At 57.1% G+C, this 26,193-nt stretch carries 26 protein-coding genes and 2 pseudogenes; 16 read left to right on the top strand and 12 right to left on the bottom strand.

The genetic code is table 11. The features are described from left to right. The first annotated feature begins 212 nt into the window (after window positions 1-212). Genes ACOERD_RS12685 through ACOERD_RS12675 form a run of 3 tightly spaced genes read left to right on the top strand, consistent with a single transcriptional unit; the run spans window position 213 to window position 3,240 of the window. On the top strand, window positions 213-1,175 hold the full coding sequence (locus tag ACOERD_RS12685) for an HlyD family secretion protein (RefSeq protein ID WP_419739260.1): 963 nt from the start codon (window positions 213-215) through the stop codon (window positions 1,173-1,175). Next, window positions 1,172-2,098 (top strand): ATP-binding cassette domain-containing protein, encoded by a 927-nt coding sequence (locus ACOERD_RS12680; protein ID WP_419739259.1) that lies wholly within the window; start codon window positions 1,172-1,174, stop codon window positions 2,096-2,098. The genes ACOERD_RS12685 and ACOERD_RS12680 overlap by 4 nt, the downstream gene beginning before the upstream one ends. Then, window positions 2,095-3,240, top strand: coding sequence for an ABC transporter permease (locus tag ACOERD_RS12675; protein ID WP_419739258.1), 1,146 nt, complete (start codon window positions 2,095-2,097; stop codon window positions 3,238-3,240). Before ACOERD_RS12680 ends, ACOERD_RS12675 begins: the two co-directional genes overlap by 4 nt. 104 nt (window positions 3,241-3,344) lie before the next feature. Here the strand turns inward: ACOERD_RS12675 and ACOERD_RS12670 are convergent, their stop codons facing one another. The 7 genes from ACOERD_RS12670 to ACOERD_RS12640 all read right to left on the bottom strand — a co-directional run bounded on the left by ACOERD_RS12670 (window position 3,345) and on the right by ACOERD_RS12640 (window position 9,893). Continuing rightward, window positions 3,345-4,217, bottom strand: coding sequence for an NAD(P)-dependent oxidoreductase (locus tag ACOERD_RS12670; protein WP_419739257.1), 873 nt, complete (start codon window positions 4,215-4,217; stop codon window positions 3,345-3,347). 15 nt (window positions 4,218-4,232) lie between these two features. Next, window positions 4,233-5,195, bottom strand: coding sequence for a 2-hydroxyacid dehydrogenase (locus ACOERD_RS12665; RefSeq protein ID WP_419739256.1), 963 nt, complete (start codon window positions 5,193-5,195; stop codon window positions 4,233-4,235). 4 nt (window positions 5,196-5,199) lie between these two features. Continuing rightward, complete coding sequence (locus ACOERD_RS12660; RefSeq protein WP_170380356.1) at window positions 5,200-5,394, bottom strand: hypothetical protein; 195 nt, start codon at window positions 5,392-5,394, stop codon at window positions 5,200-5,202. Window positions 5,395-5,410: 16 nt separating this feature from the next. Further along, complete coding sequence (locus ACOERD_RS12655; RefSeq protein ID WP_419739255.1) at window positions 5,411-6,754, bottom strand: amidase; 1,344 nt, start codon at window positions 6,752-6,754, stop codon at window positions 5,411-5,413. Further along, window positions 6,751-8,115: a TRAP transporter large permease subunit gene (locus ACOERD_RS12650; protein ID WP_170380354.1), complete on the bottom strand. Its 1,365-nt coding sequence runs from the start codon at window positions 8,113-8,115 to the stop codon at window positions 6,751-6,753. The genes ACOERD_RS12655 and ACOERD_RS12650 overlap by 4 nt, the downstream gene beginning before the upstream one ends. Then, entirely contained in the window at window positions 8,108-8,716 is a 609-nt protein-coding gene (locus ACOERD_RS12645; RefSeq protein ID WP_170380353.1) for a TRAP transporter small permease subunit, read from the bottom strand. The genes ACOERD_RS12650 and ACOERD_RS12645 overlap by 8 nt, the downstream gene beginning before the upstream one ends. A gap of 82 nt (window positions 8,717-8,798) precedes the next feature. Beyond that, window positions 8,799-9,893: a TRAP transporter substrate-binding protein gene (locus ACOERD_RS12640; protein ID WP_170380352.1), complete on the bottom strand. Its 1,095-nt coding sequence runs from the start codon at window positions 9,891-9,893 to the stop codon at window positions 8,799-8,801. Between the two features lie 246 nt (window positions 9,894-10,139). Between ACOERD_RS12640 and ACOERD_RS12635 the strand changes: the two genes are divergently transcribed. Further along, window positions 10,140-10,973: an IclR family transcriptional regulator gene (locus tag ACOERD_RS12635; protein WP_419739254.1), complete on the top strand. Its 834-nt coding sequence runs from the start codon at window positions 10,140-10,142 to the stop codon at window positions 10,971-10,973. Window positions 10,974-11,027: 54 nt separating this feature from the next. Here the strand turns inward: ACOERD_RS12635 and ACOERD_RS12630 are convergent, their stop codons facing one another. Further along, window positions 11,028-12,437: a sulfatase-like hydrolase/transferase gene (locus ACOERD_RS12630; protein ID WP_419739412.1), complete on the bottom strand. Its 1,410-nt coding sequence runs from the start codon at window positions 12,435-12,437 to the stop codon at window positions 11,028-11,030. Window positions 12,438-12,565: 128 nt separating this feature from the next. Here ACOERD_RS12630 and istA point away from each other — a divergent pair, with 128 nt between their 5' ends. After that, window positions 12,566-14,074: an IS21 family transposase gene (gene istA, locus ACOERD_RS12625; RefSeq protein ID WP_419737605.1), complete on the top strand. Its 1,509-nt coding sequence runs from the start codon at window positions 12,566-12,568 to the stop codon at window positions 14,072-14,074. After that, on the top strand, window positions 14,061-14,792 hold the full coding sequence (gene istB / locus ACOERD_RS12620) for an IS21-like element helper ATPase IstB (protein WP_419737606.1): 732 nt from the start codon (window positions 14,061-14,063) through the stop codon (window positions 14,790-14,792). Before istA ends, istB begins: the two co-directional genes overlap by 14 nt. Before the next feature lie 179 nt (window positions 14,793-14,971). On the opposite strand, the gene ACOERD_RS12615 is transcribed toward istB, so the two are convergent. Genes ACOERD_RS12615 through ACOERD_RS12605 form a run of 3 tightly spaced genes read right to left on the bottom strand, consistent with a single transcriptional unit; the run spans window position 14,972 to window position 17,018 of the window. Continuing rightward, window positions 14,972-15,328 (bottom strand): hypothetical protein, encoded by a 357-nt coding sequence (locus tag ACOERD_RS12615; RefSeq protein WP_419739253.1) that lies wholly within the window; start codon window positions 15,326-15,328, stop codon window positions 14,972-14,974. A gap of 3 nt (window positions 15,329-15,331) precedes the next feature. Continuing rightward, window positions 15,332-16,054 carry a DNA methyltransferase gene (locus ACOERD_RS12610; RefSeq protein ID WP_419737677.1) on the bottom strand — a complete coding sequence of 241 codons (723 nt, stop codon included), beginning with the start codon at window positions 16,052-16,054 and terminating at the stop codon, window positions 15,332-15,334. A 34-nt stretch (window positions 16,055-16,088) separates the two neighbouring features. Further along, window positions 16,089-17,018: an IS1595 family transposase gene (locus ACOERD_RS12605; protein ID WP_419739252.1), complete on the bottom strand. Its 930-nt coding sequence runs from the start codon at window positions 17,016-17,018 to the stop codon at window positions 16,089-16,091. Window positions 17,019-17,100: 82 nt separating this feature from the next. Between ACOERD_RS12605 and ACOERD_RS12600 the strand changes: the two are divergent. The 9 genes and pseudogenes from ACOERD_RS12600 to ACOERD_RS12560 all read left to right on the top strand — a co-directional run. Beyond that, window positions 17,101-17,247, top strand: a pseudogene (locus ACOERD_RS12600) (ABC transporter ATP-binding protein); the annotation flags it as partial. 323 nt (window positions 17,248-17,570) lie between these two features. Then, window positions 17,571-18,187: pseudogene (locus tag ACOERD_RS12595) on the top strand (integrase). Window positions 18,188-18,550: 363 nt separating this feature from the next. Beyond that, a complete protein-coding gene (locus tag ACOERD_RS12590) occupies window positions 18,551-19,717 on the top strand; it encodes a tyrosine-type recombinase/integrase (protein ID WP_419739251.1) in 1,167 nt (388 codons plus the stop codon). Further along, on the top strand, window positions 19,696-20,322 hold the full coding sequence (locus ACOERD_RS12585; RefSeq protein ID WP_419739250.1) for a hypothetical protein: 627 nt from the start codon (window positions 19,696-19,698) through the stop codon (window positions 20,320-20,322). Before ACOERD_RS12590 ends, ACOERD_RS12585 begins: the two co-directional genes overlap by 22 nt. 83 nt (window positions 20,323-20,405) lie before the next feature. Next, complete coding sequence (locus ACOERD_RS12580; RefSeq protein WP_419739249.1) at window positions 20,406-20,684, top strand: helix-turn-helix transcriptional regulator; 279 nt, start codon at window positions 20,406-20,408, stop codon at window positions 20,682-20,684. A gap of 546 nt (window positions 20,685-21,230) precedes the next feature. Beyond that, entirely contained in the window at window positions 21,231-22,262 is a 1,032-nt protein-coding gene (locus ACOERD_RS12575; RefSeq protein WP_419737613.1) for an IS110 family transposase, read from the top strand. Between the two features lie 21 nt (window positions 22,263-22,283). Next, window positions 22,284-23,048 (top strand): hypothetical protein, encoded by a 765-nt coding sequence (locus ACOERD_RS12570; RefSeq protein WP_419739248.1) that lies wholly within the window; start codon window positions 22,284-22,286, stop codon window positions 23,046-23,048. 28 nt (window positions 23,049-23,076) lie between these two features. Then, the gene (locus ACOERD_RS12565) at window positions 23,077-23,718 is read left to right on the top strand and encodes a hypothetical protein (protein WP_419739247.1); all 642 of its coding nucleotides are present in this window, start codon (window positions 23,077-23,079) and stop codon (window positions 23,716-23,718) included. After that, complete coding sequence (locus ACOERD_RS12560; protein WP_419739246.1) at window positions 23,715-24,119, top strand: hypothetical protein; 405 nt, start codon at window positions 23,715-23,717, stop codon at window positions 24,117-24,119. The genes ACOERD_RS12565 and ACOERD_RS12560 overlap by 4 nt, the downstream gene beginning before the upstream one ends. Before the next feature lie 85 nt (window positions 24,120-24,204). On the opposite strand, the gene ACOERD_RS12555 is transcribed toward ACOERD_RS12560, so the two are convergent. Next, the gene (locus ACOERD_RS12555; RefSeq protein ID WP_419737624.1) at window positions 24,205-25,947 is read right to left on the bottom strand and encodes an IS1634 family transposase; all 1,743 of its coding nucleotides are present in this window, start codon (window positions 25,945-25,947) and stop codon (window positions 24,205-24,207) included. Between ACOERD_RS12555 and ACOERD_RS12550 the strand changes: the two genes are divergently transcribed. Next, window positions 25,940-26,116: a hypothetical protein gene (locus tag ACOERD_RS12550; protein ID WP_419739245.1), complete on the top strand. Its 177-nt coding sequence runs from the start codon at window positions 25,940-25,942 to the stop codon at window positions 26,114-26,116. The genes ACOERD_RS12555 and ACOERD_RS12550 overlap by 8 nt on opposite strands. Window positions 26,117-26,193: the final 77 nt, after the last annotated feature.

Here is a 26,193-nt window from a genome sequence, read left to right as displayed (position 1 = left end):
GCTTTTGAGAACCCCATTGATCCAACACTGCCGAAGGCATGGCAGGTAAATGGTGTGTCAGGACAAGCTTAAGGTTTGAAACCGGCACAACGCATCGCATGATCGGTGCGGTCTTCGCGAAAGGCTAGACAACATATACAATTCCGATTTCATGATTGTATGGTTCAACAAACCATCCAACGCGACCAGAGGTTAACACCCGGAGGGACCCCGTGCTGAATTTGTCGATCCCCATACCCTTGATATTGGCGGCAATGCTGCCTGCGGTTCTGGACCGATGCTCTGCCTCGGATACGAGCGTGGCCCTAGGTGTTCTGGCACGCGACCGCGTCGCATTGACTGCGACGGCCAGCGAAATCATCGTCGATTTGCCAGTTGCCGAAGGCTCGGTCGTCATGGCCGGAGACACGCTGGTGCAACTAGACCCCACCTTGCAAAACGCAAAGCTGAACCTGGCGCAGGCCGAACTGGAAAAAGCAAAAGCCACCCTTTTGAAACTGCAGGTCGGACCGCGCGAGGAAGAGATCGCGATTGCCCAAGCCAAGGTCGCCGGGGCTACCGCGCGATTGGCCGATGCTGAAGCAATCTATGAACGCAATGCCCGTTTGGTGGAAAACTCGGTCGTGACCGAGGCGCAGGTTGCAAATGATCTGGCCTTGCGGGACTCGGCGCGGGCCGAATTGGTCGGTGCTCAGGAAACGTTGAAAGAGCTTCAGAACGGCACTCGCCCCGAAGATCTCGCCGTTGCCGAAGCAAACGTCCGTGCAGCCGAAGCGTCGGTTGACGCGGAACAGACCGTCTTGGAGAATCTGAGAGTTGTCGCGACACGCGACGGCGTGCTGGACTCGCTGCCATGGAACCTTGGTGAACGGGTGACAACCGGCAGCCCTGTGGCCGTTCTGGTCACGGGCCAGACACCCTATGCCCGCGTCTATGTACCCGAACCGCATCGCGTGAAACTGAAACCCGGCGATACGCTGGAGGTGAATGTCGATGGGCTGGATGCCCCGCTGGACGGCGTGGTCCGGTGGATCAGCGACGACGCGTCCTTCACCCCTTACTATGGTTTGAACCAAGATGACCGGACGCGGCTTGTCTATCTAGCCGAAATTGATCTGCCCACCGCGTCGCCGGACCTGCCTGCCGGCGTTCCAGTGCAGGTTCCCATGCCATGACAGATGTCGTTGTGTCGACACGCGGCCTGACCCGGCAATTCGGAACAAACACCGCCGTCAACGATCTGGATCTTGAGATCAGAACAGGCCAGATCTACGGGTTTCTCGGCCCCAACGGCTGCGGCAAAACCACGACCATGCGCATGTTGACCGGGCTACTGACACCGACCAGCGGATCCATCTCGGTTCTTGGTCGATCCATGCCCGAGGCAGCAGAACCGCTGAAGAATGAGATCGGGTACATGACCCAGATCTTCTCCTACTACCGCGACCTGACCGTGCTGGAAAACCTCAGGTTCGCGGCGGAAATCTACGGTATCCCGGTAAAAGCAGCGAAAGATCGGATCGACGAGCTGCTACACACTTACGACCTGACGACCAACGTAAATCAACTCAGCGGCAGCATGAGCGGAGGGCAGCGGCAAAAGCTGGCCCTTGCGGCCACGATCCTTCACCGGCCAAAACTACTTTTTCTGGACGAGCCGACCTCAGCCGTTGATCCCGAAACACGCCGCACATTCTGGGAGCAATTGTTCGATCTGGTCGATCAGGGTGCCACCATGATCGTTTCCACCCATTTTATGGATGAGGCCGAGCGCTGCCACCGTCTGGCCATCCTTCAGCATGGTGTCAAGAAAGCGGACGGATCACCGCGCCAGCTTATGAATGATCTTCAAGCCGACGTTGTCGAGGTTGAAGGTCCGGATCTGCGCAAGGTCAAACATGAGCTGGACGGCACGCCAAAGATACTGTCGACCGCTCAGGTCGGCTCTCGCTTACGGGTTCTGGTGGACAAGTCCGAACCCCAGCCGGTGGACATGCTGCGCGTCCGACTCGAGGGGTTCTCCGATCTGTCCCTGACACCTCAGAGGCCAAATCTTGAGGACGTCTTTGTCAGCGCCACGCGGGGGGAAGACCAATGATCTCGGTCCGCCGGATCGCAGCCGTCCTCAGGAAAGAGCTGTTGCAACTGCGGCGGGACAGAATGACCTTCGCCATGGTCATCATGATCCCGCTGATCCAGCTTTTATTGTTCGGATATGCGATCAACACTAACCTGCGCCACGTGCCTGTGGCTGTTGTCGATCAATCCCAAACCGAGCTATCCCGCATGTTGACGCAGATGGTTCAGGCCACACAGGTCGTGACCGTCACAGAACAACTGACCACCCCACAAGAGGCCGAGCGCGCGATCACACAATCCCGCGTGCGGGCCGCACTGATCATCCCCCCGGACGTCAGCCAACGCCTTGCCCGCAGCCCCTCTGTCGGGCTGGGTTTGCCCAATTCAACAGATCAAACCAGCAGTCGACCCGTTGCGCATTGGATCGTCGATGGCTCGGACACGATGGTGGCAAGCGCGATCAAATCCCTGCGGGCGATGCCCTTGACCGAATTGCTGAGGCTGCCTGCCAACCGGCAGGTTCCGACATTTGAAGTGACGCTATACTTCAACCCCGAACAGCGATCTGCGGTCAATATCGTGCCGGGTCTTGTTGGGGTGATCCTGACCATGACGATGATCCTGTTCACCTCGGCCGCGATCGTTCGGGAACGCGAACGCGGCAATATGGAGATGCTGATCAACACGCCGATCAAGTCGATCGAATTGATGCTGGGAAAGATCATCCCCTACATCTTCCTGGGCCTGATCCAGGTCGCGATCATTCTGGGGCTCGGTCATCTGCTGTTTGACGTCCCCATAAACGGAGGGCTGGGCACATTGCTGGTGGTGACGCTGCTGTTCATCATCGCCAGCCTGTCGCTGGGACTGGTGATTTCCACTCTGGCGCAGAACCAGCTTCAGTCGATGCAGATGAACCTCTTTATCCTACTGCCATCTATCCTGATGTCGGGGTTCATGTTTCCGTTCGACGGCATGCCTCAACCCGTTCAGATCATCGCACAGGTGCTGCCAGCCACGCATTTCATGGAGATGATCCGCGGCGTGGTTCTGCGAGATGCGTCTCTCTATGATCTGCGCTCGGAGATCCTGTGGATGATAGGCTTTGCCATTTTCGGGCTTCTGGCAGCAACACTGAGGTTCAAAAAGCGTTTGGGCTAACGAACTATCCGGCGCTTGAACGGCATGTCAGGCAAATCGCCGCCCTACCTCGGTTCGCTTTGCAAGCGCTCAGCCGGGAGGCGTGGAAATCGCAGGCGAGTTGTTCAATCCAAGGCCCGAAGTCTTTTTAGCAAAGACGAGGTATCCCAGCGGCCGCCGCCGAGTTTCTGAACATCTTTGTAAAACTGATCGACCAGCGCAGTCACCGGAAGGCTTGCCCCTGTTTCATTTGCAGTATCAAGACAAATCCCCAGATCTTTGCGCATCCAGTCCACGGCAAACCCGTGGTCAAAGTGGTCGTCCAGCATCGTCTCGTACCTGTTGGCCATCTGCCAGCTTCCGGCTGCGCCCTGGCTGATAACCTCGACGACCGCGCGCCCGTCCAGACCGGCTTTCTCGGCAAAGTGCAGGGCCTCGCTCAAGCCCTGAACCAGACCGGCGATCGCAATCTGGTTGCTCATCTTTGTCATCTGACCCGCACCGCTTTCGCCAATCCTACGGCAGATCTTCGAATAGACCTGCATGATTGGCTCGGCCGCGTCGTAAACAGACTGATCCCCGCCGCACATGATCGAAAGGACACCGTTTTCGGCCCCAGCCTGACCGCCCGAAATCGGCGCGTCTACAAAGCCCAAGCCCTGATCCTTCGCCGCCGCATTCAACTCGCGCGTGACTTTCGCCGAAACGGTTGTGTGGTCCACGAGCGTGATGCTTTGCGACATCCCGGAAAACGCTCCGTCTGCACCCGTGCAAACGCTGCGCAGGTCATCGTCATTCCCCACACAGGTCATGACAAATTTTGCCCCCTCAGCCGCCTCGCGCGGGGTTGCGGCCATCGAGCCACCATGTTCGGCAACCCAGACTTCGGCTTTGGCTGCCGTCCGGTTGAAAACCGTCACGTCGTGGCCTGCAGCCTGTAGGTGGCCTGCCATCGGATAGCCCATCACGCCCAGGCCGAGAAAAGCAAGTTTAGCCATTACTTATGTCCTCTACTACAAAAGGTCTCGCGGTGTTTGACCCGCAAAAAAAGCATCCAGATTGTCCAACGCTCGAAAGCCCATAGCGTCTCGGGTTTTGGTTGTAGCACTGCCTATATGCGGCAGCATGAAGATGTTTTCATGCGCTGCGAATTTTGGGTTTCCACCCGGTTCGGTCTTGAAACAATCAAGCCCGGCAGCGGCCAGCTTGCCGCTTTCGATCGCGTGCAGAAACGCGTCTTCGTCAACAAGCGCACCCCTCGCCGAATTCACCAGAACCGCGCCGTCAGGCAACTTTGCCAGATTTTCGGCGTCCATCAGGTTCGTAGTATCCGGTGTTGCGGGACAATGCAGCGACAGGAAATCCGCGACCGTCAACAACGTGTCGATGCTTTCGTGATATGTCGCGCCTTGCTCTTGTTCAGGCGACAGGCGGGTGCGGTTGAAATAGTGAACCTCCATATCAAAACCGCGCGCCTTTTCTGCGAACGCGCGACCCACACGGCCCATACCGACAATCCCAAGCCGAGCACCGGTGAGCTGTTTGCCGACCATGAAAGACGGGCTCCAGCTGTCCCAGGCACCGGTGCGCATCAGGCGGTCCCCTCGGACCGCATGCCGCGCGGCACCCAGCATCAGCAACATCGCAAGCTCAGCCGTGGCGTCCGACAGGACGTCGGGCGTGTTTGTCACGACAATCCCCTTCGCAGCCAGTGCCGGAAGGTCACAATGATCTACGCCCACTGAATGGTTCGCCACGATCTTCAGCCGTGGATCAAGCTTTGAGACGACCTCGGCCGAGAAATGTTCCGAGTGACAGGGCATCATCGCGTCGACCCTTGCGCTCATGGCGATGATCTCGTCCGCCGTGCCCGGCGTGTCGGCCTCGTTCAGAATCACGTCATAGCCTTGTCGCGCGCGCGCAATCGTGGCATCGGACACCCGACGCGGTAGCCAGAGAACGGGTCTATCGCTCATGGGGTCAGTCCTTTTTGATCGCGTCTTCCCAGAAATTGTACAGCGCCAGGGCTATGACGAAGACCGCAATACACAAGAACGGAAACCCGCCCCAGAACCCGGCGAAACCGGTCGAGATACTGTGGGCAAGCCCGAGGACGAACACCATCATCAGGCCGGTACCGATGAGGCCCATGAGAATATTTGTCAGTCGTGACATAGGATTGCTCTCCCTTTTATTCTTGCGTTCTGAGGGTTCTTTGAACCCATGAAGCTGTGCGAAGAAGCCGATCGTCTTCTTCGACCGCGCCGATCAGCTGGACACCAATGGGCAAGTCATTCCGCCCCACCAACAAAGGCAGCGTGAGGCAGGGCAATCCCGCCAACGTCCAGGTGAGGCAGAAAACAGAATCTCCGGTATGGCCCGCGCTCAGCGGCACGGCTTCGCCGGTTGCTGCCGGGGCCAGGATTGCGTCGAATTCATTGAAATACTCGGCGAAAAAGCCTTGAGCGGAGGCCATGACGGCCAAGGCGTCTTCATATTGGGCGTCACTGATATCTCCGCCGCGGGTGATTGCGGATTGCATCTCAGGGCTGAGCTCCGGCCAATGCGCGTTTGAGATTTCGGCCATGTTCTGGCGAATTTCGTAGTCATAGATCGTTTTGTGAACGGTGATCAGATCGGCCAGTTGAGGCGATACCGAAAAACGCTCGACCCTTCCACCAAGCCCTTCAATGACAGCGTTCAGCCCCTCAAGGGCATCTTCATCAAGGCGGTCGTTGAACGGAAAATCCAGCCAGGCAATGTTCGGTTCGACCGGAACCTCCGCCTGCGCACCGGCTAGCATATCTGCTCGCGGCCGGGCAAAGCTGGCGGGATCGCGCTGGTCATATCCAGACACCACATTTGTCAACAAAGCGATGTCTTCCAGCGCGTTGGCGAAACCCCCAACATGGTCCAAAGAAACCGAGGTTCTGAAAACCCCATGTCGCGAGATCATTCCGCGCGTGGGTTTGAAACCATAGACGCCGCAGTATGAGGCCGGACGGATAATGGAGCCCCCGGTCTGCGTGCCGATGGCCAGAGGCACATGTCTTGCCGCAACGGCCGCTGCCGATCCGCTGGACGACCCCCCTGGTGTTCTGGTCGCATCAAAAGGGTTGGTTGTGTCAGTAGGATGCATGAAGGCAAACTCGGTCGTCTTGGTCTTGCCCATAATGACGGCACCAGCCTCGCGCAGGCATTCGACCAGCCTTGCATCTGCCACCGGCTGCCGACCCGAAAAGATCGGTGTGCCCCGCTGCGTGGGCATGTCTTTTGTATCGACAATGTCCTTTAGCCCGATGGGCACGCCGTGCAAGGGGCCTGTTGCCCGCCCGGCCTTGCGAATGCGATCAAGCTCGCGCGCCTGATCCAGCGCGACGCCCGCATCCAGGTAAGCCCAGGCGCGGATGGTGCTGTCGGTCTCTTCGATGCGTTTGAGACAGTCCTCAACCAGCGCTTCGGAAGAGATACGCCCGTCCCGAATGCCCTCGGCGGATTGAACCGCCGAGAACAATGACAGATCGTGTTTGGTCATGGCACCCAGACCCCGAACAGGTAGTCAGGCAGCCACAGCGCGATGCCCGGGAACTGATACATCAGCACCATGCACAGGATCACGATGGCCAGATAGGGCATCAGACCTCGGAAGATCTCCATCAGCTGGATCTGGTTCTTGAGGACCCCCTTCAAATAGTAGGCCGACATGGCCATCGGTGGTGTCAGGAACGAGGTCTGCAAGTTCAGAGCCACCAGCATCGCGAAGAAATACGGGTTGACGCCAAACGTCTCGAGCATGGGCAGGAAGATCGGCACGAAGATGATCAGAATCTCGGACCATTCAAGCGGCCAGCCCAGCAGGAAGATGATCAACTGTGCAAGCACCAGGAACTGCCAGGGCTGAAGGTTCATACCAACAACCCAATGCTCGATCACGTCATGCCCGCCGAGATACGAAAAGATCGACGCAAAGGTCCACGAGCCCACGAATAACCAGCACACCATGGCGGTGGCCTTGGCCGTGAGGAAGACACTTTGCTTGACCTTGTCCCAGGTGAGCGACCGGTAGAGCACGGCCAGCACAAGCCCGCCCAAGGCACCCATCGCCGCCGCTTCGGCCGGCGTTGCAAGACCGCCGAGGATTGATCCAAGCACCAGCAGGATCAAAACGGTCAACGGCACGAACGAAATCAGGAGGTCCATGTAGATCTGCCGTTTTGGCGGAACATCATCCTCCTGCGGCTTGGGGGCCAGCGACGGGTTCAACCAGACACGCACCATGACGTAGACGATGTAGAGACCCGCCAGCATGAGGCCCGGAAAGACCGCCGCTGCATAGAGGCGCAGAGGAGAAAGCTCGGCAATGGCGGCGTAGACGATCAACATGATCGACGGCGGGATCAGGATACCCAAGGTGCCACCGGCACAGATCACGCCCGAGGCAAAGCTACGCTGATATCCCGCGTTGGCCATTGCCGGATAGGCCAGCAAACCCATCAGGGTGACAACCGCGCCCACGATGCCCGACGCCGTCGAGAACACCGCGCAGGTCAGCAGAGCCGCAATCGCCAGAGATCCGGGTAGGTTACGGGCTGCCATGTAGAGCGAAAAGAACAACCGGTCGACGATATTCGCCCTTTCGACCACGTAGCCCATGAACAGGAACAAGGGGATGGCAACAAGCGTGTCATTCTCCATCACCGAATAGGTATTCTGGTTCAGCAGGTAGAAGATGTTGTTATTGAAGATGTCCGCAATGCTCTCGGGCGCGGACTGGTAATAGGCGTAGTACCCGAACGCGACGCCCATGGCGAGCAGTGTGAACGCAATCGGAAAGCCCAACAGCACCAGCACAATAAAGAGGCTGAGCATCAGGATGGCGACTTGTGGGTCAGTCATCGCTGCGACCTCCTTGCTTGGTGCCTGTTGTATGAATTCGGTCAACGGTTGATTCCATCAGCATGTCTTCGGTCTCGCGCACGTCATCCAGACGGTCGAGCCAGACGCCATTTCTCATCGCCAGCCAGCATCTTGCCATCTCGGCAAGCCCTTGCAGCATCAGCAAAACACCGGCGACCGGGATCAGCGTTTTGAAGAAATAGATCTGAATTCTGGCGGGGCTGTTCCAGCTGACTTCTTCATAGCGCCAACTGTCCTTGGCGATTTCCCAGCCGTACCAGAACAGGGCAAACATGCCGGGGAAGAAAAAGATAATATACAGAACGAAATCGACCCGCGCCTGCCAGCGGACCGAGAAAAGGCGGTACAGCACGTCGCCGCGCACATGCGCGTCTTGCGCCAGCGCATATGCCCCGGCCATCAGGAACAGGGCGCCATACATCTGTACCATCATATCGAACGCCCAGACGGTCGGCTTGTTCAGCACATACCGGACGAACACTTCGTAGGACACCGAAAGTGTCAGAATTAGGATGCACCAACCGAAGGCTTTGCCGACCCATTGGCTTAGCCCTTCGATGGCGTGGATTGTCTTGATCAAGGTCAGTTCCTCGCCTGTTCCGCCCGCAGTTCAGAAAGCCGCGCGCCGGCGCGACCTTCCGTTTTCAAAGAGTTGTCAGGTCTCAGCCGAAGTAGTGCTTATACGCCAGCTTGTAGTCAGGCTGGTTGAGATTGAGGTAGTTCATGACAGTCTTCGCATAGGCCTTCTGGCTGTCGACAACCTTGGCAAAGAACGGATCTTCGTTCGAGATCCTTTCGACCACAACATCCCAAGCCTCAAGCTGGGCCTGCATCACGCTGTCAGGCGTGCGATACACGTTGACACCCTGCTCTTCGGCCAGCGTCACCAGATCGTCAGCGTAGCGCTTGGTGTTGTTCCAGTAGAAGTTCGAGTTCTCGGCCTCGGACGCGTATTTCAGGATCGCCTGAAGCTCGGGCGCAAGCGCGTTGAACTTGTCTTTGTTGAACGTGACCTCGAAGAACTCCTGGCTCTGGTGGAACGAGGCCAGATGATAGTGTTTGGACACGTCCTGCATACCAAAGTCGCGGTCGGATGTGGGGTTGTTGAACTCCGCCGCATCAATCAGGCCGGACTTCATTGCGGGCTGGATCTCGCCCCCGGGCAGCTGCACAACGGACATGCCCATCTCAAGCAGAACATCTGCCGCAAGACCAACTGTGCGGTACTTCAGACCGTTCATCTGATCCGAGCTTGTGATTTCCTCTTTGAACCAACCCAGTGGCTGTGCGGGCATGGGCGAGTTGAAGAACGAAACAACGTTCAGGCCAAGGATGCCCATCAACTCGTCAAACAGTTCCTGACCGCCGCCATAGTTCACCCAGCCCAGAACCTCTTGGCTGGACCAGCCAAAGCACGGACCCGTCCCGAACAGCGATGCTGTCTTGGATTTCGAGTACCAGTAGGCCGGAACGTAATGCGCCGCGTCAAGAACCCCGCGGTGGACCGCGTCCTGCATCTGGCTGGTTTTCACGACCGAATTCACAGGCAGAAGTTCGATCGTCAGTTTGCCACCGGACATTTCATTGACGCGGTTGACGTAGGATTGCGCGTTCTCAAGAAAGATGCCGCCGCCCCAGGCTGCCTGCATCTTCATTGTCGTTCCTTCCTGCGCATGGACAGCCGGAGCAGCAAGCGCACCAGCACCTACAACAGCGGACCCACGCAGAAAGTTTCTGCGGTTCAAAGATTTTGTCATGTTTCCTCCCTAGACTGGGCCGTCGCCGATATCCCTTCGGCATTGGCACCAAACCCGCCCTCCAGCGGATAGAATCTACGATAAGCCAGATTCGCGATTTTTCAAAATATTTTGGAAACTCTTTCATTTTGAGCGTCAAAATGCACGCAAATAATTGTTTTTGCTTAAATTATTATTTTCATTTTTTTGCACTTGCGAACAAGCTAGACTCTTTTCACAACCAGCCAGATGACAAACGCGCCAAAAATGAACGAACCAAAGACAGTTGCAAGACGCGGGCGCCCGCGCCTGAAAGCGAATGAAGAAAAGCCCGCAGGTTCTCTGGTCGGGGCGCTGGATCGTGGGATTCGTGTCCTGATTGCAGTCGCGGATGCGCGGGGCGCGACGCTTGTAGACATCGCACGAACGACAGGCATTCCAACGGCGACGGCGCACCGGCTACTGACTACGCTTCAACAGCGGGGAATGGTGGTCAACGATGCCGAACATGGTAAGTGGCGCGTCGGACCGCAGGCCTATCGGATCGGCAACACGTTTGAGGAAGCCTCGAATTTGCTGGAGGTCGCTCCAGCGGCGATGCGCAGGCTTTCCAAGGAAACCGGAGAGACCGTGAACCTTGCCATCGAGGAAGGTGGGCAGCTACTTTACCTGATCCAGGTCGAATCCGAAAATCCGATCCGCGCCTCGATCAAAAATGGCACCGCAGCTTACTTTCACACATCCGGTGTCGGCAAAGCCATCATGGCGTATATGGACGAAGCAGAGCTTGAAAAGCTGTTGTCCCCTCTGACACTGGTCCAGCAGACTCCCAACTCGATTACGGACAAACAACAGCTCAAAAACGAGCTGCAGACATCCCGGCAAAGAGGATGGGCAATCGACGATGAAGAGCGTTTTCCAGGCCTACGCTGTATCGCGGCGCCTGTCTTCGATTCGTTGGAGAATGTCGTCGCTGGCGTTTCAGTATCCGGGCCCATCACCAGATTCCCCGACAACAAGCTTGAAACCTTGGCTGCGTCAGTTGTTGAGACTGCGGCAAGCATCTCTGAAAAACTCCGGAGTTCCCCACCTCAGAGTTAATTTCTTTGCTTTTTCAACCGTATTGAGCTTCGGGGGTCAGGTCCTGAGGTCACCTCAGACCGAGCCTTTTCTCATTCTGTGTGACAGCACCTCAGCCCGCAGGTGATGCAGTCGGGGCAGATCTTCCCGCGCGAGATTCCGGGTGCAATCGGGATCGTTTTCGACATCAAACAGCATCGGCTCGATATCCGTCGCGAAATGCGCAAGCCGGTACCCGTCTTTCTCAAACGCAAGGGCGCGGCAATGATCGGGCGGGCATTGCCATGCGGTTTCAAAGCGCCCCTTGCCGTTCTCTGATCCAAGCTCAAGCTCGACCATGGCCTCGTGCCCGTAGGGTCGGTCGGGCGCCAAGAGGTTACAGCCCTGCATCTCGGAGGGCGGTGCAGCTCCAAGCGCCGACAGAACCGTCGGGGCCACGTCAATCGACTGGGTCAATGCGTCGATATCTTCAGGCTCAAGATCAGGATGCCCGATCATCAGGGGCACGTGGGACGCAGCGCGGAACGGGGTCTGTTTTCCCCAAAGACCAAGATCACCCAGCATCTCTCCGTGATCAGCAGTCAACACGATCAGCGTGTCGTCCAACTGACCCACATTTCGCAACCATTCAAAAATCCGACCGATGTGATGATCAACTTCAGCAGCAAGCCCAAGGTAGGTGGATCGGCAAAGCGCGATCTGCTCCGGCGTCATGGCATCTTGCTGTCCGTCAAAACCCCAGAACATATCCGTGCCGCTTCGGCGGGAATGATAGGCTTCAAAGAACGGATGCTCAAAAGTGGCCTCAACCGGTGGCGGGATGTCCTGTGGGTTGATCAAATCGTTATACGGCGCAGGGGCAACAAACGGGGGATGCGGCCGGATATAGGTGACCATGGCAGACCATGGCTGTGATTTGCGAACGTCAAGATGCGCTAAAACCCGATCGGTCAGGTACGCGGTATCACTGTCCTGCGCCTCATAGAGCGCTGGCCCTCCGAGAATGTCGTTCTGAGGTTTGTAGAGCGCATTCAGGTCGCTCGCATCCGGCACGTCATAGCCACGCGATCTGAGATGGGCGAGCCACTCCCACGCTTCCTCGCGCATCTCGGTGACCTCGGTGATCCCCGGAATCGGCCCTGTGTAGGACAGATGCGCCGGGTCATTCGGGTGCAAGCCTCTGGGATCAGGCTGCGTATCCGTATAGCCGAACAGCAACAGCTCTCGCCCGATGGAGCGCAGCGCCGTTGCAAGGTTGGGGATATCGCGCCGCAGCGGAACGCCGTTCTGAACCGATCCATGGTGCATGGCGTATTGGCCCGTGAGCAAGCTTGCACGGGCCGGACCGCAAGGCACCACAACCGTATGATGGTTGCGGAAATGCACCGATTGCGCGGCCAGAGCGCGAATGTTGGGCAGCGGCACATACTGGCCCAAAGCGCCCGTCAGAAGGTCCGCGCGGAACTGATCGATGACGATGAACAGAAAATTGCGCGGTGTAGAAAAGCGTGCAATTTTGACCCCCTAAGCGGGGAAATCGGCGTCCAAATTTGACCCCTCCCTATGGTTGTAGACATCCTTTTCATTGAGCAGTCGATGGAGAGGCAAGCGGGATGATTTGCGTGGAAACTATTAGAAAAGTGCGTCGCTTACACCTGATCGAAAAAAAGAGCATCAAGGAAATTTGCCGTTCGCTCAATTTGAGCCGTGCAACGGTTCGAAAGATAATCCGATCGGGAGTGACGGAGTTCAAATATGAGCGCAAATCGCAGCCATACCCGGTGCTCGGGCCTTGGCGCGCGCGTCTGGATGAAACGCTTGAGGAGAACGAGGCGCTTCCGAAGAAACACCGCAAGCGGATGACCAAAATCTGGAAGGAACTCTCCGATGATGGTTTTGGCGGCGGGTATGACAGTGTTCGACGCTACACAAAGAATTGGCGCATTGCGCACGGCCGACAACAGGCGCAGGCGTTCATCCCGCTGATCTTTGATCCTGGGGAGGCGTACCAGTTCGACTGGAGTGTGGAGACGGTTTTGATGGACGGTGCACTCACGACCGTGAAGGTTGCCCATTTCAAACTTTGCCATAGCCGCATGCCATTCTCCATTGCCTATCCGCGCGAGACGCAGGAGATGGTCTTTGATGCCCACGACGAGGCCTTCAAATTCTTTGGTGGAGGCTGCATCAACGGGATCTACGATAACATGACGACCGCCGTCGATGCGATCCTGTCGGGCAAGGAAAGAAAGTTCAACAAGGCATTCTCCCGGATGTGTTCTCATCATCTGGTGAACCCGATCGCCTGTACGCGCGCGGCCGGTTGGGAGAAGGGTCAGGTTGAGAATCTGGTCAAGGAGAGCCGCGCCTATAGTTTTACACCGCGTCTGGAGGTGGCCGACTTCGATGAATTGAATGCCCGGCTGCAAAAAGACGCGATCAAACGCGCAAAAGAACTGCGGCATCCGGAAAACCTGGAGGTGACGGTCTGGGAGGAGTTCCAGCAGGAAAAGCCGCTGCTGACGCATCTGCAGAAGCCCTTCGTCGGGTTCCGTGAAAAGACGGTCGCCGTGAGCCGAACCTGCCTGATCAACTTCGAAAGAAACAAATACAGCGTTGAGGCAAGAGCTGTTGGACGTCAGGTCCAGTTGCAGGTCTACGCCACGCGGATTGTCCTGCGCCAAGACGGTGAGATTGTCGGAGAGCACGAACGGTGCTTCGGCCGAGGAAAAACGATCTTCAACCCTTGGCACTATGTGCCCGTCCTCAAGCGCAAGCCTGGCGCTCTGCGCAATGGAGCACCGTTCCGTGACTGGGACCTACCACCGGCAATGACGCAGATCTGGACCCATCTGCGGGGCACATCCGACGGAGACCGGCAACTTGCCGATATTCTTTTCGCTGCTTACCAGCACGACATTGATGTGGTCGAGGCTGCCTGCGAAGAAGCTCTAAAATCTGGCCTGCGCAAGGCCGATGCGATCCTGAACATTGTCTCTCGGCGCACCAATCCCCCGCCGCCAAAGGCGATTGAGCCGCCTGCCCACCTGCAGCTGAAAATGGCACCGATCGCGGATTGCGCTCGCTATGACAGGCTTGGAGGCTCCCATGCAACTGCGTAAGGAAATTCTCGAACTTGCCCGTCAACTGAAGTTGCCAGGCATCGTCAACTGCTTTGACGAAGTGATGCAGGCCGCAGCCAAAAACAACTGGCGGCCCCAACAGGTCGTGGCCGAACTCCTCACGGCCGAACTGGCCGAAAAGACTGCGCGCTCGATCCGGTATCAGATGGGTGCCGCAAAGTTCCCGGTCTGCAAGTCCTTACCTGAGTTCGACTTCACGGTCAGCCCCGTCAACGAGGAAGTCGTGCGCAATCTTCATGACGGCGATTTTATGGACCAGGCCAGGAATGGCGTGCTGGTCGGTGGAACCGGATCGGGCAAAACGCATCTCGCAACAGCGATCGGGGGCCACGCGGTCAATAACCGCCGGCGGGTCAGGTTCTTCAGCGCTGTGGATCTCGCGAACAAGCTGGAGGCTGAACATCGCGAAGGCAACGCCGGGCGGCTCAGCGAGCAGCTGATCCGCGTCGACCTCGTGATTATAGACGAACTCGGTTATCTGCCGTTCGCAGAGTCTGGTGGACGATTACTCTTCCATCTCATCAGCAAACTGTACGAGCGAACGTCTATTCTGCTAACAACCAACCTCGCATTTGCTGAATGGCCGAGTGTGTTCACAGATGCCAAAATGACCACTGCTCTCCTGGATCGACTGACACACCATTGCGATATCATCGAAACCGGGAACGAAAGCTGGCGAATTAACCACCGCGACTAACCTCGAAATCGGGGAATAAATTCAAAACAGACAGCAGGTCAAACCTTCAGTCGAGCTACGCTCTCTTTTCGGTTTGACCTGCTGTCCACCCCCTCCTGAATCAACCTAAACACGACCCCCTCAACGCCCCTCTTAGCTCCAAGGGGGGTCAAATTTGGACGCCGATGGGGGGTCATTATTCAATGCCGATTGACATGACCGTCCTTCAACTCAACTATATGGCAGTTTTGCTCGCCTTTTCGGCGCTTGAAAACCATAAAGTCAGGCTCTGATCCCGAAAAATCCAAGGTCCGACTTCGTTTAATTTCACGTTTTCGGGCAAGCAACACGCCCTCAGGCATGATTTCTTGTTCCAAAAAGGTGTCCAGATTAGGGATGTTGGGAACAGCTTCCACGATCATCGATTCCAGTTCTGACCCCGATGAGATTACAGCTGACTGTATCTTGCTGGCCAATTCACCTAACGCTTCATTCCCAAACAACCGGGCGTAAGAACCAGATGTGTTCTTTGGTTTGGCATCCCGTAATCGTGCCATAATCTAACCGTTCAAGTCGCAACCAAGGAAGGTGCGGCCATGGTTTCGTGCCGCTTGCAGAACCGAAAACGACCCGGCAGCCGGATCAATTACAAAATCGCCTTCGTGGCTCACGGCGGCCATGAGTTGACCTTGTATGTCTATTGGTTTGGAATGTGGGTGATCCCGCTGGGATACTTGTTCTTGAATTACATCTGGAATGTTATGTATTTTCCACACGCCTTTTGCCTTACGCGGCTGTTTCTGTAGTACTATGCAGTATTCTCCTCTGCGCCGAGTGCGATAGCCCATACCAAATGTACCCTTGTTCCACGTTAAAAGATCCACAATGTCCAGCCTCGTTCCGTCCAGCCACGGGTGAATACCTTGGCAAAGGTGAAACTTATCCACCCATAAAAAGAGATGGCCTGATGGGATAAGCGTACGATCTATTCCGCGAATAAAATTGGCGATGGCCTCCTCCGGCATTTGCTGTAGGGCGCTGCGGCGTTTTCCACGAACTTTGCCTTCGTTCCCATATGCCAGCTTTTCAAGCACGCCACGGTATTGGGGATCGAAGAATGCGACTGGAACTGCGTCCGCAGGTATAGCGGAAAGGAACTCAAGACCGTCCATCTTAAGGCGCGTGTTGGGCTTAAGGACATCGGGAAGCACCAGCTTTGGCACGGTCACCGTGCGCGTGTTGGAAAATACCCCGGCAGTACTTTGCGAAGTTCCGACGCTCATGACCGCGCTCCGCTATTCAATCCGTTATCCTCGATTAGCTTCTTGTAAGGCAGGTTCTTTCCAGCCATCCCATGCACAACGCCGCCCATTTGGTCGATTGTATCCTTTGGCCTGTTGTTGTGACGGTGCTGAAACTCGTCCACATAGCGTTCAGATGCTTGGGCGACATCTTGTGATAGACGCCATTATAACCCCGCTTCATAGGAGCCCAAAAGCTTTCCAGCCCGTTGGTGTGCGCCTGATCGCGGACATATTCACCCACTGAGTGCTTTACCACCTCATGCGGCCTGTCAATGCCCTTGTAGGCACTAGCCTCATCGGTATAGAGTGTTGCTCCTTCGACGGCATGCTCGTTCACAAACCCCTGCAAGGTCTCTTTGTCTGTGCTCTCTACCACTTTGGCAACAACCTGACCCGTTTCGCGATCCCTGATACCAGCAACAGCAGCCTTGCCAACAGCGCCACGTCCAGCCTTGAGTTTCTTCTTCGCGTGTTTGTTGCCTTCCTTGCCGCCTATGTAGGTTTCATCTGCTTCGACTGGGCCATTAAACCAAGGCATGTTTGCCTCCATTGCAGCCCGAAGACGATGCAGCATGAACCACGCGGACTTCTGCGTAACACCAAGCTCACGGTGCAACTTCATCGAAGATACGCCCTTAAGGTTAGTTGTGAACAAGTAAATACCAATGGCCCATGTGCGATATGGTAGCCGGGTATTCTCAAGGATCGTGCCGACCCGAACCGTAAACATGGGTTTTTTGGAGCACTCACGACACCTGTGCGTCATGCTTGGATGCCTGATGCCTGACTGCACGTTGAAAGAACCGCAATGCGGGCAAAACGGACCATCTGGCCAATGTAGTTCCTCAATCCACTTACGCGACTTTTCTTCATTACCGAACATTGCAGCAACCTGTAGGAAGGTCAGGCCCTTGCGGTTTGATTTTCCCGGTGCTTTTGTCATTTTTACACTCCTGAATGTTATTAAAATGTAACAAATGCGTCGGAGTCCGTCAATCATAAATGTTACTTAAGTATATAATTCCCTTTCAATTCTGGTAATCGACAAATCGCTTAGCGAGTTGCGTGCGGTCTGTGATCGCGCGACCATCCTTGAGCGAGGCAGATCGGTCTGGTCAGGCGCAATGGACGATCTGGATAGTGAAATCAGCCAGCGGCATCTCGGCGTGTAGGTGGTACAAATGCCCAAGCCTTGATAGCTACCACGCAGCCACTAATCCGTTTTTGATGGTCGACGCAAAATCAAAATAGCTGTCAAATAGCGAACCAGATTGCTTCGCCCGGATGGGATGGCTGCTTCGTCCGCGAAGAAACCATCACACGCGGGGCTGTGAATGCCTGGTTGCGACGTTAGCGACCTGCCGCCTACGCAAACAACCAATGGCCGGCAGGGGCTCTCTCCAGACCTCGGAAGTGGCGCAGCATGTTATACTAGAGTGCGTCGGTCAACGTCGGGTTGTTGCTTTGGGAGGACATGGCGGATCGGAGGATCAGCATGGAAGCACGAAACTTACCGACCATTTGCACGCTTCGCCCAGCCTGGAACGATGGACGTATCGTTGGCCAGAAACAAACGATGAAGCTAAAGCACGTCTGCGCGATCCGACTTCGGCTTGAACTGGCAGAGAACTATCGCGACCTCGGTCTGTTTAATATGGCAATCGACAGTAAACTTCGCGGCTGCGATCTTGTGAAGATGAAGGTCGTCGGCGTGATGGTATCAGGGTAAATCAAAGAACGCGCTTTCGTCCTGCAAAGCAAAATTCATAAACAGGTCCGATTCGAGATTTATGGGTGTACGCGTGCTTCAATCGAAAAGTGGATGGAGGATGAACTCACGACTAGCTAGGAGTATCTTTGGCCGGGCCGATTTCATGAGCGTTTGCACATTTCGACACGTCAATACACGCGGATCGTAGGGATTCGGTCACTTCCATCCGCCTAGAAGCAAACGCATACGGCACGCATTCGATGCGACGAACGAAAGTCATCCAGACCTACACGTAGACTGGCAACCTGCGCGCCGTGCAGTTGCTTCTTGTGCAGACGAAGATGGACGGCACGGTTAGAGGGCTAACGACTGCGATTGTTACCGCAATCACTCACGTGTGAGGAAAAATCGTGTTTTTGAGGGGCTGAGAATCAACGCAAGTCATTGATTTAATTGGTCGGAGTGAGAGGATTCGAACCTCCGACCCCTGCCTCCCGAAGACAGTGCTCCCATTACGCACCTGTCCGCGCGACTGCGCCGAAAACCAATAAAAAACAGAGATAACCCGAAGACTACTACGCCCAGATACGTTCTGCTACGTGAACTTCGTGTGGGCTGGGTGTGGGCTGGTTGACCCTCCAGCCCGAACCGTGCCACCTTCAAACTTGCCATTGAAAGAGAACGTCATGACCGACTAGACCAACGTGGTCCGACTGGACCAGCACCGACCCCCCGAACATAAAACACGTCACCGCGCTGAACGAGTGAAGCTCACCCAGAACCGCGTCGAGAGCGCCAGGCCCGGGAAGACCCGGCGACGCATCGCCGACGCGGATGTCATCGGCCTGCACCTCGTCGTCCAACCGAGCGGTGCCAAAAGCTATGTCGTTCGCGGACGAATATGCGGCGGGCGCACCCGACCTGTCATCGACATGACCCTAGGGTCGACTGATGCACTCACGCTCGGAGAAGCCCGAACGCGCGCCAAGATCGCCTTAGCACGCATGCAAAGCGGCGAAGATCCACGGGCCGACCGTGACGGTGAAATCGCTGTGGGTGATTTGATCGACCTATTTCTGAACTACCACCGGCAGCGCCGCACGGTGACCCTCGATAAAATCGAACGGTGCCTACGTCGCGTTTGCGCAGGACTTACCCGCCAACCCGCCCAGACAGTCACCAAGGCCCAATGGGCAGAAGCGGTGGGCCGCACCCGTAAGCGAAACAGCTTGTCGGCGGCGCAGGCAGACGCCCAGTGGGTTCGGGCCATGGCGCGCTGGGCCGACGATGAGGGTATCGCCGAGAACCTCCCGGCGATGCGGGTCGTTTCCCCCAAGGCCTCCATTGCAGAAAAAGCCGAAGCCGCCACTCGGACTGCGGATCGGTGGACATTGCGGCAGGAAGACTGGCGCGCCTTCTGGGAAGGGACCGCCAAACTGGAGGATCCGACTTGGAGAGCTTACCTCCGCGCGCTTGCCGAAAGTGGCCTCCGTAGGTCAGAGGCAGCACTTGCCCGCTGGAAAGACGTTGATCTGAACACCGGCATCTGGACGATCCCTGCGGTGCACACAAAGTCGGGTCGTCCGCATCAGGTCTACATCGGCCCCCTCCTGCAAGAGGTGCTACGCTCGATCCCGACCACCGACAGCGAACTGGTATTCCCGGGGCGCGGCGGCGTGGTTCTCTCAGGTTGGTCGAAACGCCTACCCCGAGCCCGTAGGACCATCGACCTGCCTGTCCAGCTACATGGCCTCCGTCGCGGGTATCGAACCGCCCTGACCGAACTCCGCACGGATCGAGATGTCGCCGAACTGATGGTGGCCCATAGTCGCGAGGATCTGGAGGCGCGTTACGATCTCAGTGAATTGAGCGATCTCCGACGCGAGGCGCAGGAAAAGTTGGAAGAAGCATGGATGGGGGTAATCCTATGAACAAACCCCCTGAAGACTTTGAGGAGCACCTGCTCGCCGACATTCGGACCTTGGTCGAAGAAGATCTTCGTAAACTACAAAACGTCCCCCGAGGTCGAGAACGCAGTTTGCGTGAAGCAGAAATCCTGATGCGAATGGCGACACGTGTCGTCCCGAAAGCTGTCAGTCGGGGCGACTTCGACGGGGCCGCCGCCCTGTTTGGCGTTCAACGAGACGCTGCACTAACCGACCCTTTGCGCTGGGGAGGCAACAACGAGCGAATGCCGGGGGAGATGACGAAGATGCTCGCTGGCGCGACAGCCGACTACCTTCACAAGAACTTCAAAATAACTCGACAATCGTCGTTCAAGAAGGTGTCCAATTGGACGTCGGGCACTGGCAGCCCCTTGACGGCGAAGGTTGTAGCCAACTGGGCGCAGGGCGGGCGCGAGTACGCTAAGGAAGGTCGCGGCGTCGGGTACGACCACTTGGCCAAAAGTATTCCTGACTACGTCGCCCGCAGAGCAACCGCGCAAACGCCGACGGCTATCGGACAGGCCTTGTGTGACAACCTACAACGCTTCATCCAACGTGCGGATAACGTCCGCGAAGCGCTGGAAGAATAGCCTTCCCCTTTTGGCCCTGTAGATGGGGAAGGCCGCTTTCGTACAAATATGTGTCGAACCTGAAATCGAGGATCGACACTGCGATGAACGCCCCGACAAAAGCCCCCAACTTCCTCGTTGAAGCTATCATCCGCCTGCAGACCGAGATCGATGCCGAGCTCGCTGTAACCCCCGAAGCCCCGTCGCCTGACCAGATGCTGGACACCGCCCAGCTTGGAGCTCTCCTCCAATTTTCCCCACGGACAATCGGAGGATGGCGTGCCAATGGCCGTGGTCCGAAGGTCACGAAAATCGGGGACGCAGTTCGCTACCGCTACGCTGATGTCATCGCGTGGATCCAGAAACAAAATGCCCCGACCTGAGAGATCAGGCCGAGGCTTTTTTGCCATTGAGAGAACCCCTCGACCAAAAGGAGCCCCCATCATGCTGCAAGTATTATCCCAACGACCGCTCGATCTCAACGGGGGCACCCGATGAACCGCCGCCTACGAGACGTGCAGAAGCTCGCCCGCAGCTTTGATCGGTCGGTTCAGAACACGCGGAACGGCCACCTGAAGCTGGTCCACCCGCACCTCCCCGCACTGTTCACACTCGGGTCGCCCAGTGATTGGCGCTCCCTTCGCAAACTCCGCGCTGACCCGCAGCGTGCCCAACGCCATTGAGGAGGGGGTATGAATGATTTGTGATCGGCCAAACGCCCTGAATCTGTTAGAGGATTCGGGGAGGCGGATAGGTCTCAGGCTGAATTGTGTCTTAGGGCATTGTGACCCTGTTGAGGAGCTTAGCTTTCGCCTGTTTCCGAACAGCCCCCATAGGGCCCGGTTTTGGCCGGTGATCCTGCATAGGAGCTTGGTTTGGCCGTTCACGCCCCATTGGGGGCTCCGCCTCCTTGAGCAGGGAGTATAGCCATGGCTTACATAGGTGTCGATCTTCATACGAATTCCTTCACGATCTGTCGGCGTGAGACGGACGGATCGGAAACATTCCAAACCTTTCATCTGTCCGCGCAGGCGCTTGAGCGGTTCTGTCAGAGCCTTGATGCGGATGACGAACTGGCGGTCGAGGCCACCGGCAACACGGCCTGGTTCTGCGGTGAGGTGGAACCCTGTGTCGGCCGGATCGTTGTGGTCAACCCGCGCCAGTTTAAAGTGATCCGCACATCGGTGAAAAAGACCGACAAGAACGATGCGCGCGCTTTGGCCTTCTTCCTGTCGAAGGACATGCTGCCGGAAACCCGGCTCAAGTCCACTCAGGAAAGCGAACTGGCCTCGCTGACCCGGACGCGTGACATGCTGGTCAAACAGCGCACCATGCTGCTGAACGGCATCCACGCGATGTTTGTCCGTCACGGCATGAAGCTGAAGAAGGAAGGGTTGTCCAGCAAGAAGCGCCTGCGCGACCTGGATCTCAGCCGCTTCACACCGCTTGAGCAGGTCGAACTGGCGGCATTGCGGGACCAGGCGCTCGGCCTGACCGAGACCCTGAACCGTATCGACAAGGCCATCGAGGAGGCCGCCTCGGCCATGAAAGGCTTTGAGGGGCTCACCAGCATCAAGGGGATCGGTGCGCGATCTGCCGCGGTCCTGCTGGCGGGGATCGGCAGGGTTGAAGACTTCTCCGACGCGGACAAGCTGGCCGCCTATGTCGGCATCGTGCCCAAGGTGAGTAACTCGAACGAAACCGAACATCACGGGCGGATCACGAAGCGCGGCAACAAGCTCATGCGCACCACGCTGGTGCAATGTACGCTCATCGCGATCCGCTATTCGGGATATCTCAACAGTTATTATCGGCGCATCAAGGAACGCCGTGGCGCGGGCAAGGCGATCATAGCCACGGCCCGCAAGCTGCTCAAGATCATCTATGACACGCTCAAGAACGGCTGGGTCTTCGACGATTTTGCCGAATTTAAAATCAAACAAAATCAATGCCCTGCTTGACAATCATCATAGGAGAGAGACATGGCAACTACACCCCTAAACGCCGAGGCCAAGAAAGCCGGTACCGACAAAGGTCTGATCGACGCTGTGAAAGAAGCAGCAGGCGTAAAGCACAACGAGGCCGTCGAGAGGATCAACGCCTACGTACTGAACGGCTACGAGCCGCCCATCACTGCCGAGAAAGTGATGGGGAACGGTTCTAAGGAAAGCTCCCTCGACCATCAGGAGGAGGCCGATGATGACCCCTTCGCGCTCGACAACCTGACCGTCGATGGCACGTCAATGGAGGACCTCGGGATTGAGCGCCCCATCTTGGTTGTCCCGGTCACAAAGCCCAACCCCCAGGACTTCTTCCGAGTCCACCCGAACCCGAAATACCACCTCGTCGCCCGGGTTCTGGAACTGAAAGCTGAGCGGGAAGTCTATCTGGTCACCAAGGCCGTCTGGCCCCTTCTACCGGGCGAGACGAAGCTGGTGAAACTGGTGACCTACCAAACCCGGCACGGCGGTGTGGCCTTGTGGCCGCTGAAGCTGGCCGAGGATGGGGCCCGGGAGAACCCGCGGAATATCTCCGCGCGCAAGGCCGCAGAGTTGGGTGAGACCAAGTGGGTCCGCATGCAGGCGAACATGCACAGCGGTAGCTATGACGTGGTCACAAGCTCCCACATCGGCGACCCAACGTGGACCGACACGCCCTTCCAAGATCTTGTTCGAATTGCTTTCGGCGACGGCAAGCTGATCGACAGCACGAAGCACCCGGTCGTGAAGCAGTTGCTGGGGGAATAAGATGTGTCTCTCCCTTGAAGGTCCCGACTTGCCATTCCGCGAAATCTGGCTGGCCGATTTCGAGTTTGTGGCCGATGAGGGGGAGACCCAGCGGCCCGTTTGTATGGTGGCCGAAGAGTACTGGAGCGGGCGTCAGATCCGCATGTGGGAGGACGAATTGCTGGGGCTTGATGCAGCTCCCTTCGACACCGGCCCGAACAGTGTGATGGTCGCCTATTTTGCGTCAGCCGAGGCGGGATGTTTCGAGGCGTTGGGTTGGCCCCACCCCATAAACACCCTCGATCTATTCGCCGAGTTTCGGGTGATAACCAACGGGTGCAAATTGCCGCGGGGGCGAGGGATCTTGGGAGCCGCCGCCTATTTCGACGTGCCGTCTATCAACGCCGAAGAAAAGGAGGTCATGCGGGAGTTGGTCCTCGCGGGAGGTCCGTGGACTGCACAGGAACGCGCGGACATTCTCGACTACTGCGCGTCAGACGTGGAACTCTTGCGCCCTCTGTTCGAAGCCATGGCTCCCCACTTCGCGGCCAAGCCCACTCGTTTGGGGACAGCATTTGGCGCGGTCGGTACATGTCAGCCGTCGCAAACATGGAGTACCGGGGGATCCCCATCGATACCGAGACGTTGGGCATATTGCGGGACCGGTGGGAAGACATTCAGCAAGACTTGATCACCGAGGTTGATGCAGATTTCGGTGTCTACGACGGGCGCACTTTCAAGACGAGCAGGTTCGAAGACTATCTGGCACGGAACCACATGTGGTGGCCCCGGTTGGAAACCGGCGCGCTGGCTCTCGATGACGACACCTTTAAAGACCAAGCCCGCAACTATCCCCAGATCCAGCCCTTGCGCGAACTACGGCATGCGCTGGGAGAGTTGCGGCTGAATAGCCTAGCCGTTGGAGCGGATGGGCGTAATCGGACACTGCTGTCACCGTTCCGCTCCAAAACTGGTCGGAACCAACCCAGCAACGCGAAGTATGTGTTTGGGGCGGCGACATGGATACGCGGCCTCATCAAACCGACCGAGGGTACGGCGGTGGCCCCTGACTTCCGACATTTTTTCGTATAAGTCATTGATATTATTATGCCTTGGTTGCCAAAAGGCACTACACGGACTTTTTTCGCCAGCGATTGTTTCGGAGTGTTGAGGGAGCTCAGGCTTTGGTCTGGCCAGTTTTTCGGGTGCGCCCGGGGGGTATCTTGAAAGGGGCTTCGTTCCAGGTCAGGCCGACGCAGGTGAGGATGCGTCTGGCATCGACCGTGGCATGGCTTGGCATGCCGTAGCGGTCAGGGGTGCCTTTGTGGCGCAGGATCGAGAGCTGCAATGCGTTCAACTCGTTGCGGATACGAGCCGGGCTCATCGGGTGTCCGAGCAGGTCCAGATGCTTGCGCAGGTGCTGCAGGCAGCAGAAGGCCATGTAGCAGATGGCGATATGGGCCCGGACCCGACGCGGCGACCAGTGATAGATGGGCCGGATTTTCAGATCGTGCTTGTTGGTGCGGAAGCAGGCTTCGATCTCCCACAACTGGTGATAGCGGGCAATGACGTCCTGTGCCTCCAGTTCGTCCGCACCATGAACAACAATGGCATGCAGCCCGTCCCATTGTGCCGCTGCCTTGATCTTTGCATCATCCAGCGTGACGTCCCCGCTGTCGGGGAAGGCCAGGAAGCGGCCATATCCCCGGCTGCTGAAGCTGCCGGGTTTGCGAGAGCGCTTGAGCTTCTTGTGCAGCTTTTCGATTGCCTTGTCGCGCTTGTGGGCATCATTGCGTGCCCGGGTGGGTGACCAGGTCACAATGACCCGCGCTCCCTCCTGGTCGATCACCTTGTACCAGCCCTTCTCGGTTGCCTCTTCAGAACCGTGTCCAGCCCAAGGCTGGCGTCCCTCCGGGCTCAAAATGTTCGCCTTCACGGCGGCCGGGGCGGACTTCATGCGATAGCCGAGGATGTAGGGCAGACCCTTGTTCTGCAACATCTGCTGGTTGTCCTTGCTGAGCATGGCGGCATCGGCCACGAACGTGACCCTGGCCACGTCGAAGCGTCCCTCCAACGCCTTCAGCGCAGCTTCCAGCGTATGACCTTCCCAGGTGTTTCCCGGGAAGAGTTCATAGCCCACAGGCAGCCCATCGGAGGTGACGATCAGCGCCAGCATGACCTGAGCGCGGTGATGCTTGCCATCCTTGCTGAAGCCCTTGGCCAGAAGATGATCCTGCTCGACCCCGTCCGCATCCTCGGCCGGGTCCTCGCGCTCGGTGTCAAAGGCCAGGGTCGTGCAATCGTAGAACAGCACGGTCACTGGCCCGCCCAGCAACTTCTCTGCCGCCGCGTGAGAGGTTTTGCAAATCCCGTCTATCACCGGCGTATTGATGTAATCCATGCTCCGATAGACCACGTCCAGATTGAGCGTGATGCCTGCCTGGTTCTCCAACGCCTCCACGGTCGCGCGCTTGCTCTCGGGCTGTGCGATCCGCGCCATAACCAGCTCTTTCACAATGCGATTGGCACTTTTACGCGCCGCCCCCAGAAGGGCCCCCCAACCCAGTTGGTCATACATCGTCCCCATGACATCCCGCAGACCCAGAGAGACCCGCGCCTCCTCACGGCACTCGGCAAGATCAACGCCAAGCTTGTCCGGCCGCGGAGCGCGGCGCACCAGCGCCTGCAGATCGGCATATTCCGTGGGCGTGAACAGTTCCATTTGCGGCGAGCGATCAATGCGTAATTGCTCCATCAAGCGGCCCGCCAGACGCTTGATATCCTCAATCTCGCTGTCGTTATGGGCCACACCCACATGGCGCAGGATCTTCTGGCGTACCTTGGAGCCGGTGCGGACGGATTCAACGATCTGGATCCGTGTGCGGTTGAGCTTTGCGTCATGTTTGGTGCGGATGAACATGGGCGAAGAGGTTAGCCATCTGAAGGCCCATGTCAATACTTTTTATAATAATGGGGCACTACAACGCGCCTCTGAGCAACCACACCTGAAAACAAACCAAAAACCCAGTCAGATCAACAAAAAGGTCGGAAGTCAGGAAACCGACCGAGGGTACGGCGGTGGCCCCTGACTTCCGACATTTTTTCGTATAAGTCATTGATATTATTATGCCTTGGTTGCCAAAAGGCACTACACGGACTTTTTTCG

Source organism: Ruegeria sp., from assembly GCF_965199275.1.
In the GTDB taxonomy this organism is placed as follows: domain Bacteria; phylum Pseudomonadota; class Alphaproteobacteria; order Rhodobacterales; family Rhodobacteraceae; genus Ruegeria.
The sequence above is the reverse complement of the archived record's forward strand: the minus strand, read 5'-3'. Positions and strand labels throughout refer to the sequence as shown.

Excerpts from the sequence above, each read along its gene's own strand:
- ACOERD_RS12550 (WP_419739245.1), top strand. The coding sequence starts at position 25,940 with ATGAACATGGGCGAAGAGGTTAGCCATCTGAAGGCCCATGTCAATACT.
- ACOERD_RS12680 (WP_419739259.1), top strand. The coding sequence starts at position 1,172 with ATGACAGATGTCGTTGTGTCGACACGCGGCCTGACCCGGCAATTCGGA.
- istB (WP_419737606.1), top strand. The coding sequence starts at position 14,061 with ATGCAACTGCGTAAGGAAATTCTCGAACTTGCCCGTCAACTGAAGTTG.
- ACOERD_RS12580 (WP_419739249.1), top strand. The coding sequence starts at position 20,406 with ATGAACGCCCCGACAAAAGCCCCCAACTTCCTCGTTGAAGCTATCATC.
- ACOERD_RS12575 (WP_419737613.1), top strand. The coding sequence starts at position 21,231 with ATGGCTTACATAGGTGTCGATCTTCATACGAATTCCTTCACGATCTGT.
- istA (WP_419737605.1), top strand. The coding sequence starts at position 12,566 with ATGATTTGCGTGGAAACTATTAGAAAAGTGCGTCGCTTACACCTGATC.
- ACOERD_RS12605 (WP_419739252.1), bottom strand. The coding sequence starts at position 17,018 with ATGACAAAAGCACCGGGAAAATCAAACCGCAAGGGCCTGACCTTCCTA.
- ACOERD_RS12675 (WP_419739258.1), top strand. The coding sequence starts at position 2,095 with ATGATCTCGGTCCGCCGGATCGCAGCCGTCCTCAGGAAAGAGCTGTTG.
- ACOERD_RS12555 (WP_419737624.1), bottom strand. The coding sequence starts at position 25,947 with ATGTTCATCCGCACCAAACATGACGCAAAGCTCAACCGCACACGGATC.
- ACOERD_RS12615 (WP_419739253.1), bottom strand. The coding sequence starts at position 15,328 with ATGGCACGATTACGGGATGCCAAACCAAAGAACACATCTGGTTCTTAC.
- ACOERD_RS12665 (WP_419739256.1), bottom strand. The coding sequence starts at position 5,195 with ATGAGCGATAGACCCGTTCTCTGGCTACCGCGTCGGGTGTCCGATGCC.
- ACOERD_RS12610 (WP_419737677.1), bottom strand. The coding sequence starts at position 16,054 with ATGAGCGTCGGAACTTCGCAAAGTACTGCCGGGGTATTTTCCAACACG.
- ACOERD_RS12660 (WP_170380356.1), bottom strand. The coding sequence starts at position 5,394 with ATGTCACGACTGACAAATATTCTCATGGGCCTCATCGGTACCGGCCTG.
- ACOERD_RS12650 (WP_170380354.1), bottom strand. The coding sequence starts at position 8,115 with ATGACTGACCCACAAGTCGCCATCCTGATGCTCAGCCTCTTTATTGTG.
- ACOERD_RS12570 (WP_419739248.1), top strand. The coding sequence starts at position 22,284 with ATGGCAACTACACCCCTAAACGCCGAGGCCAAGAAAGCCGGTACCGAC.
- ACOERD_RS12640 (WP_170380352.1), bottom strand. The coding sequence starts at position 9,893 with ATGACAAAATCTTTGAACCGCAGAAACTTTCTGCGTGGGTCCGCTGTT.
- ACOERD_RS12655 (WP_419739255.1), bottom strand. The coding sequence starts at position 6,754 with ATGACCAAACACGATCTGTCATTGTTCTCGGCGGTTCAATCCGCCGAG.
- ACOERD_RS12585 (WP_419739250.1), top strand. The coding sequence starts at position 19,696 with ATGGATGGGGGTAATCCTATGAACAAACCCCCTGAAGACTTTGAGGAG.
- ACOERD_RS12670 (WP_419739257.1), bottom strand. The coding sequence starts at position 4,217 with ATGGCTAAACTTGCTTTTCTCGGCCTGGGCGTGATGGGCTATCCGATG.
- ACOERD_RS12635 (WP_419739254.1), top strand. The coding sequence starts at position 10,140 with ATGAACGAACCAAAGACAGTTGCAAGACGCGGGCGCCCGCGCCTGAAA.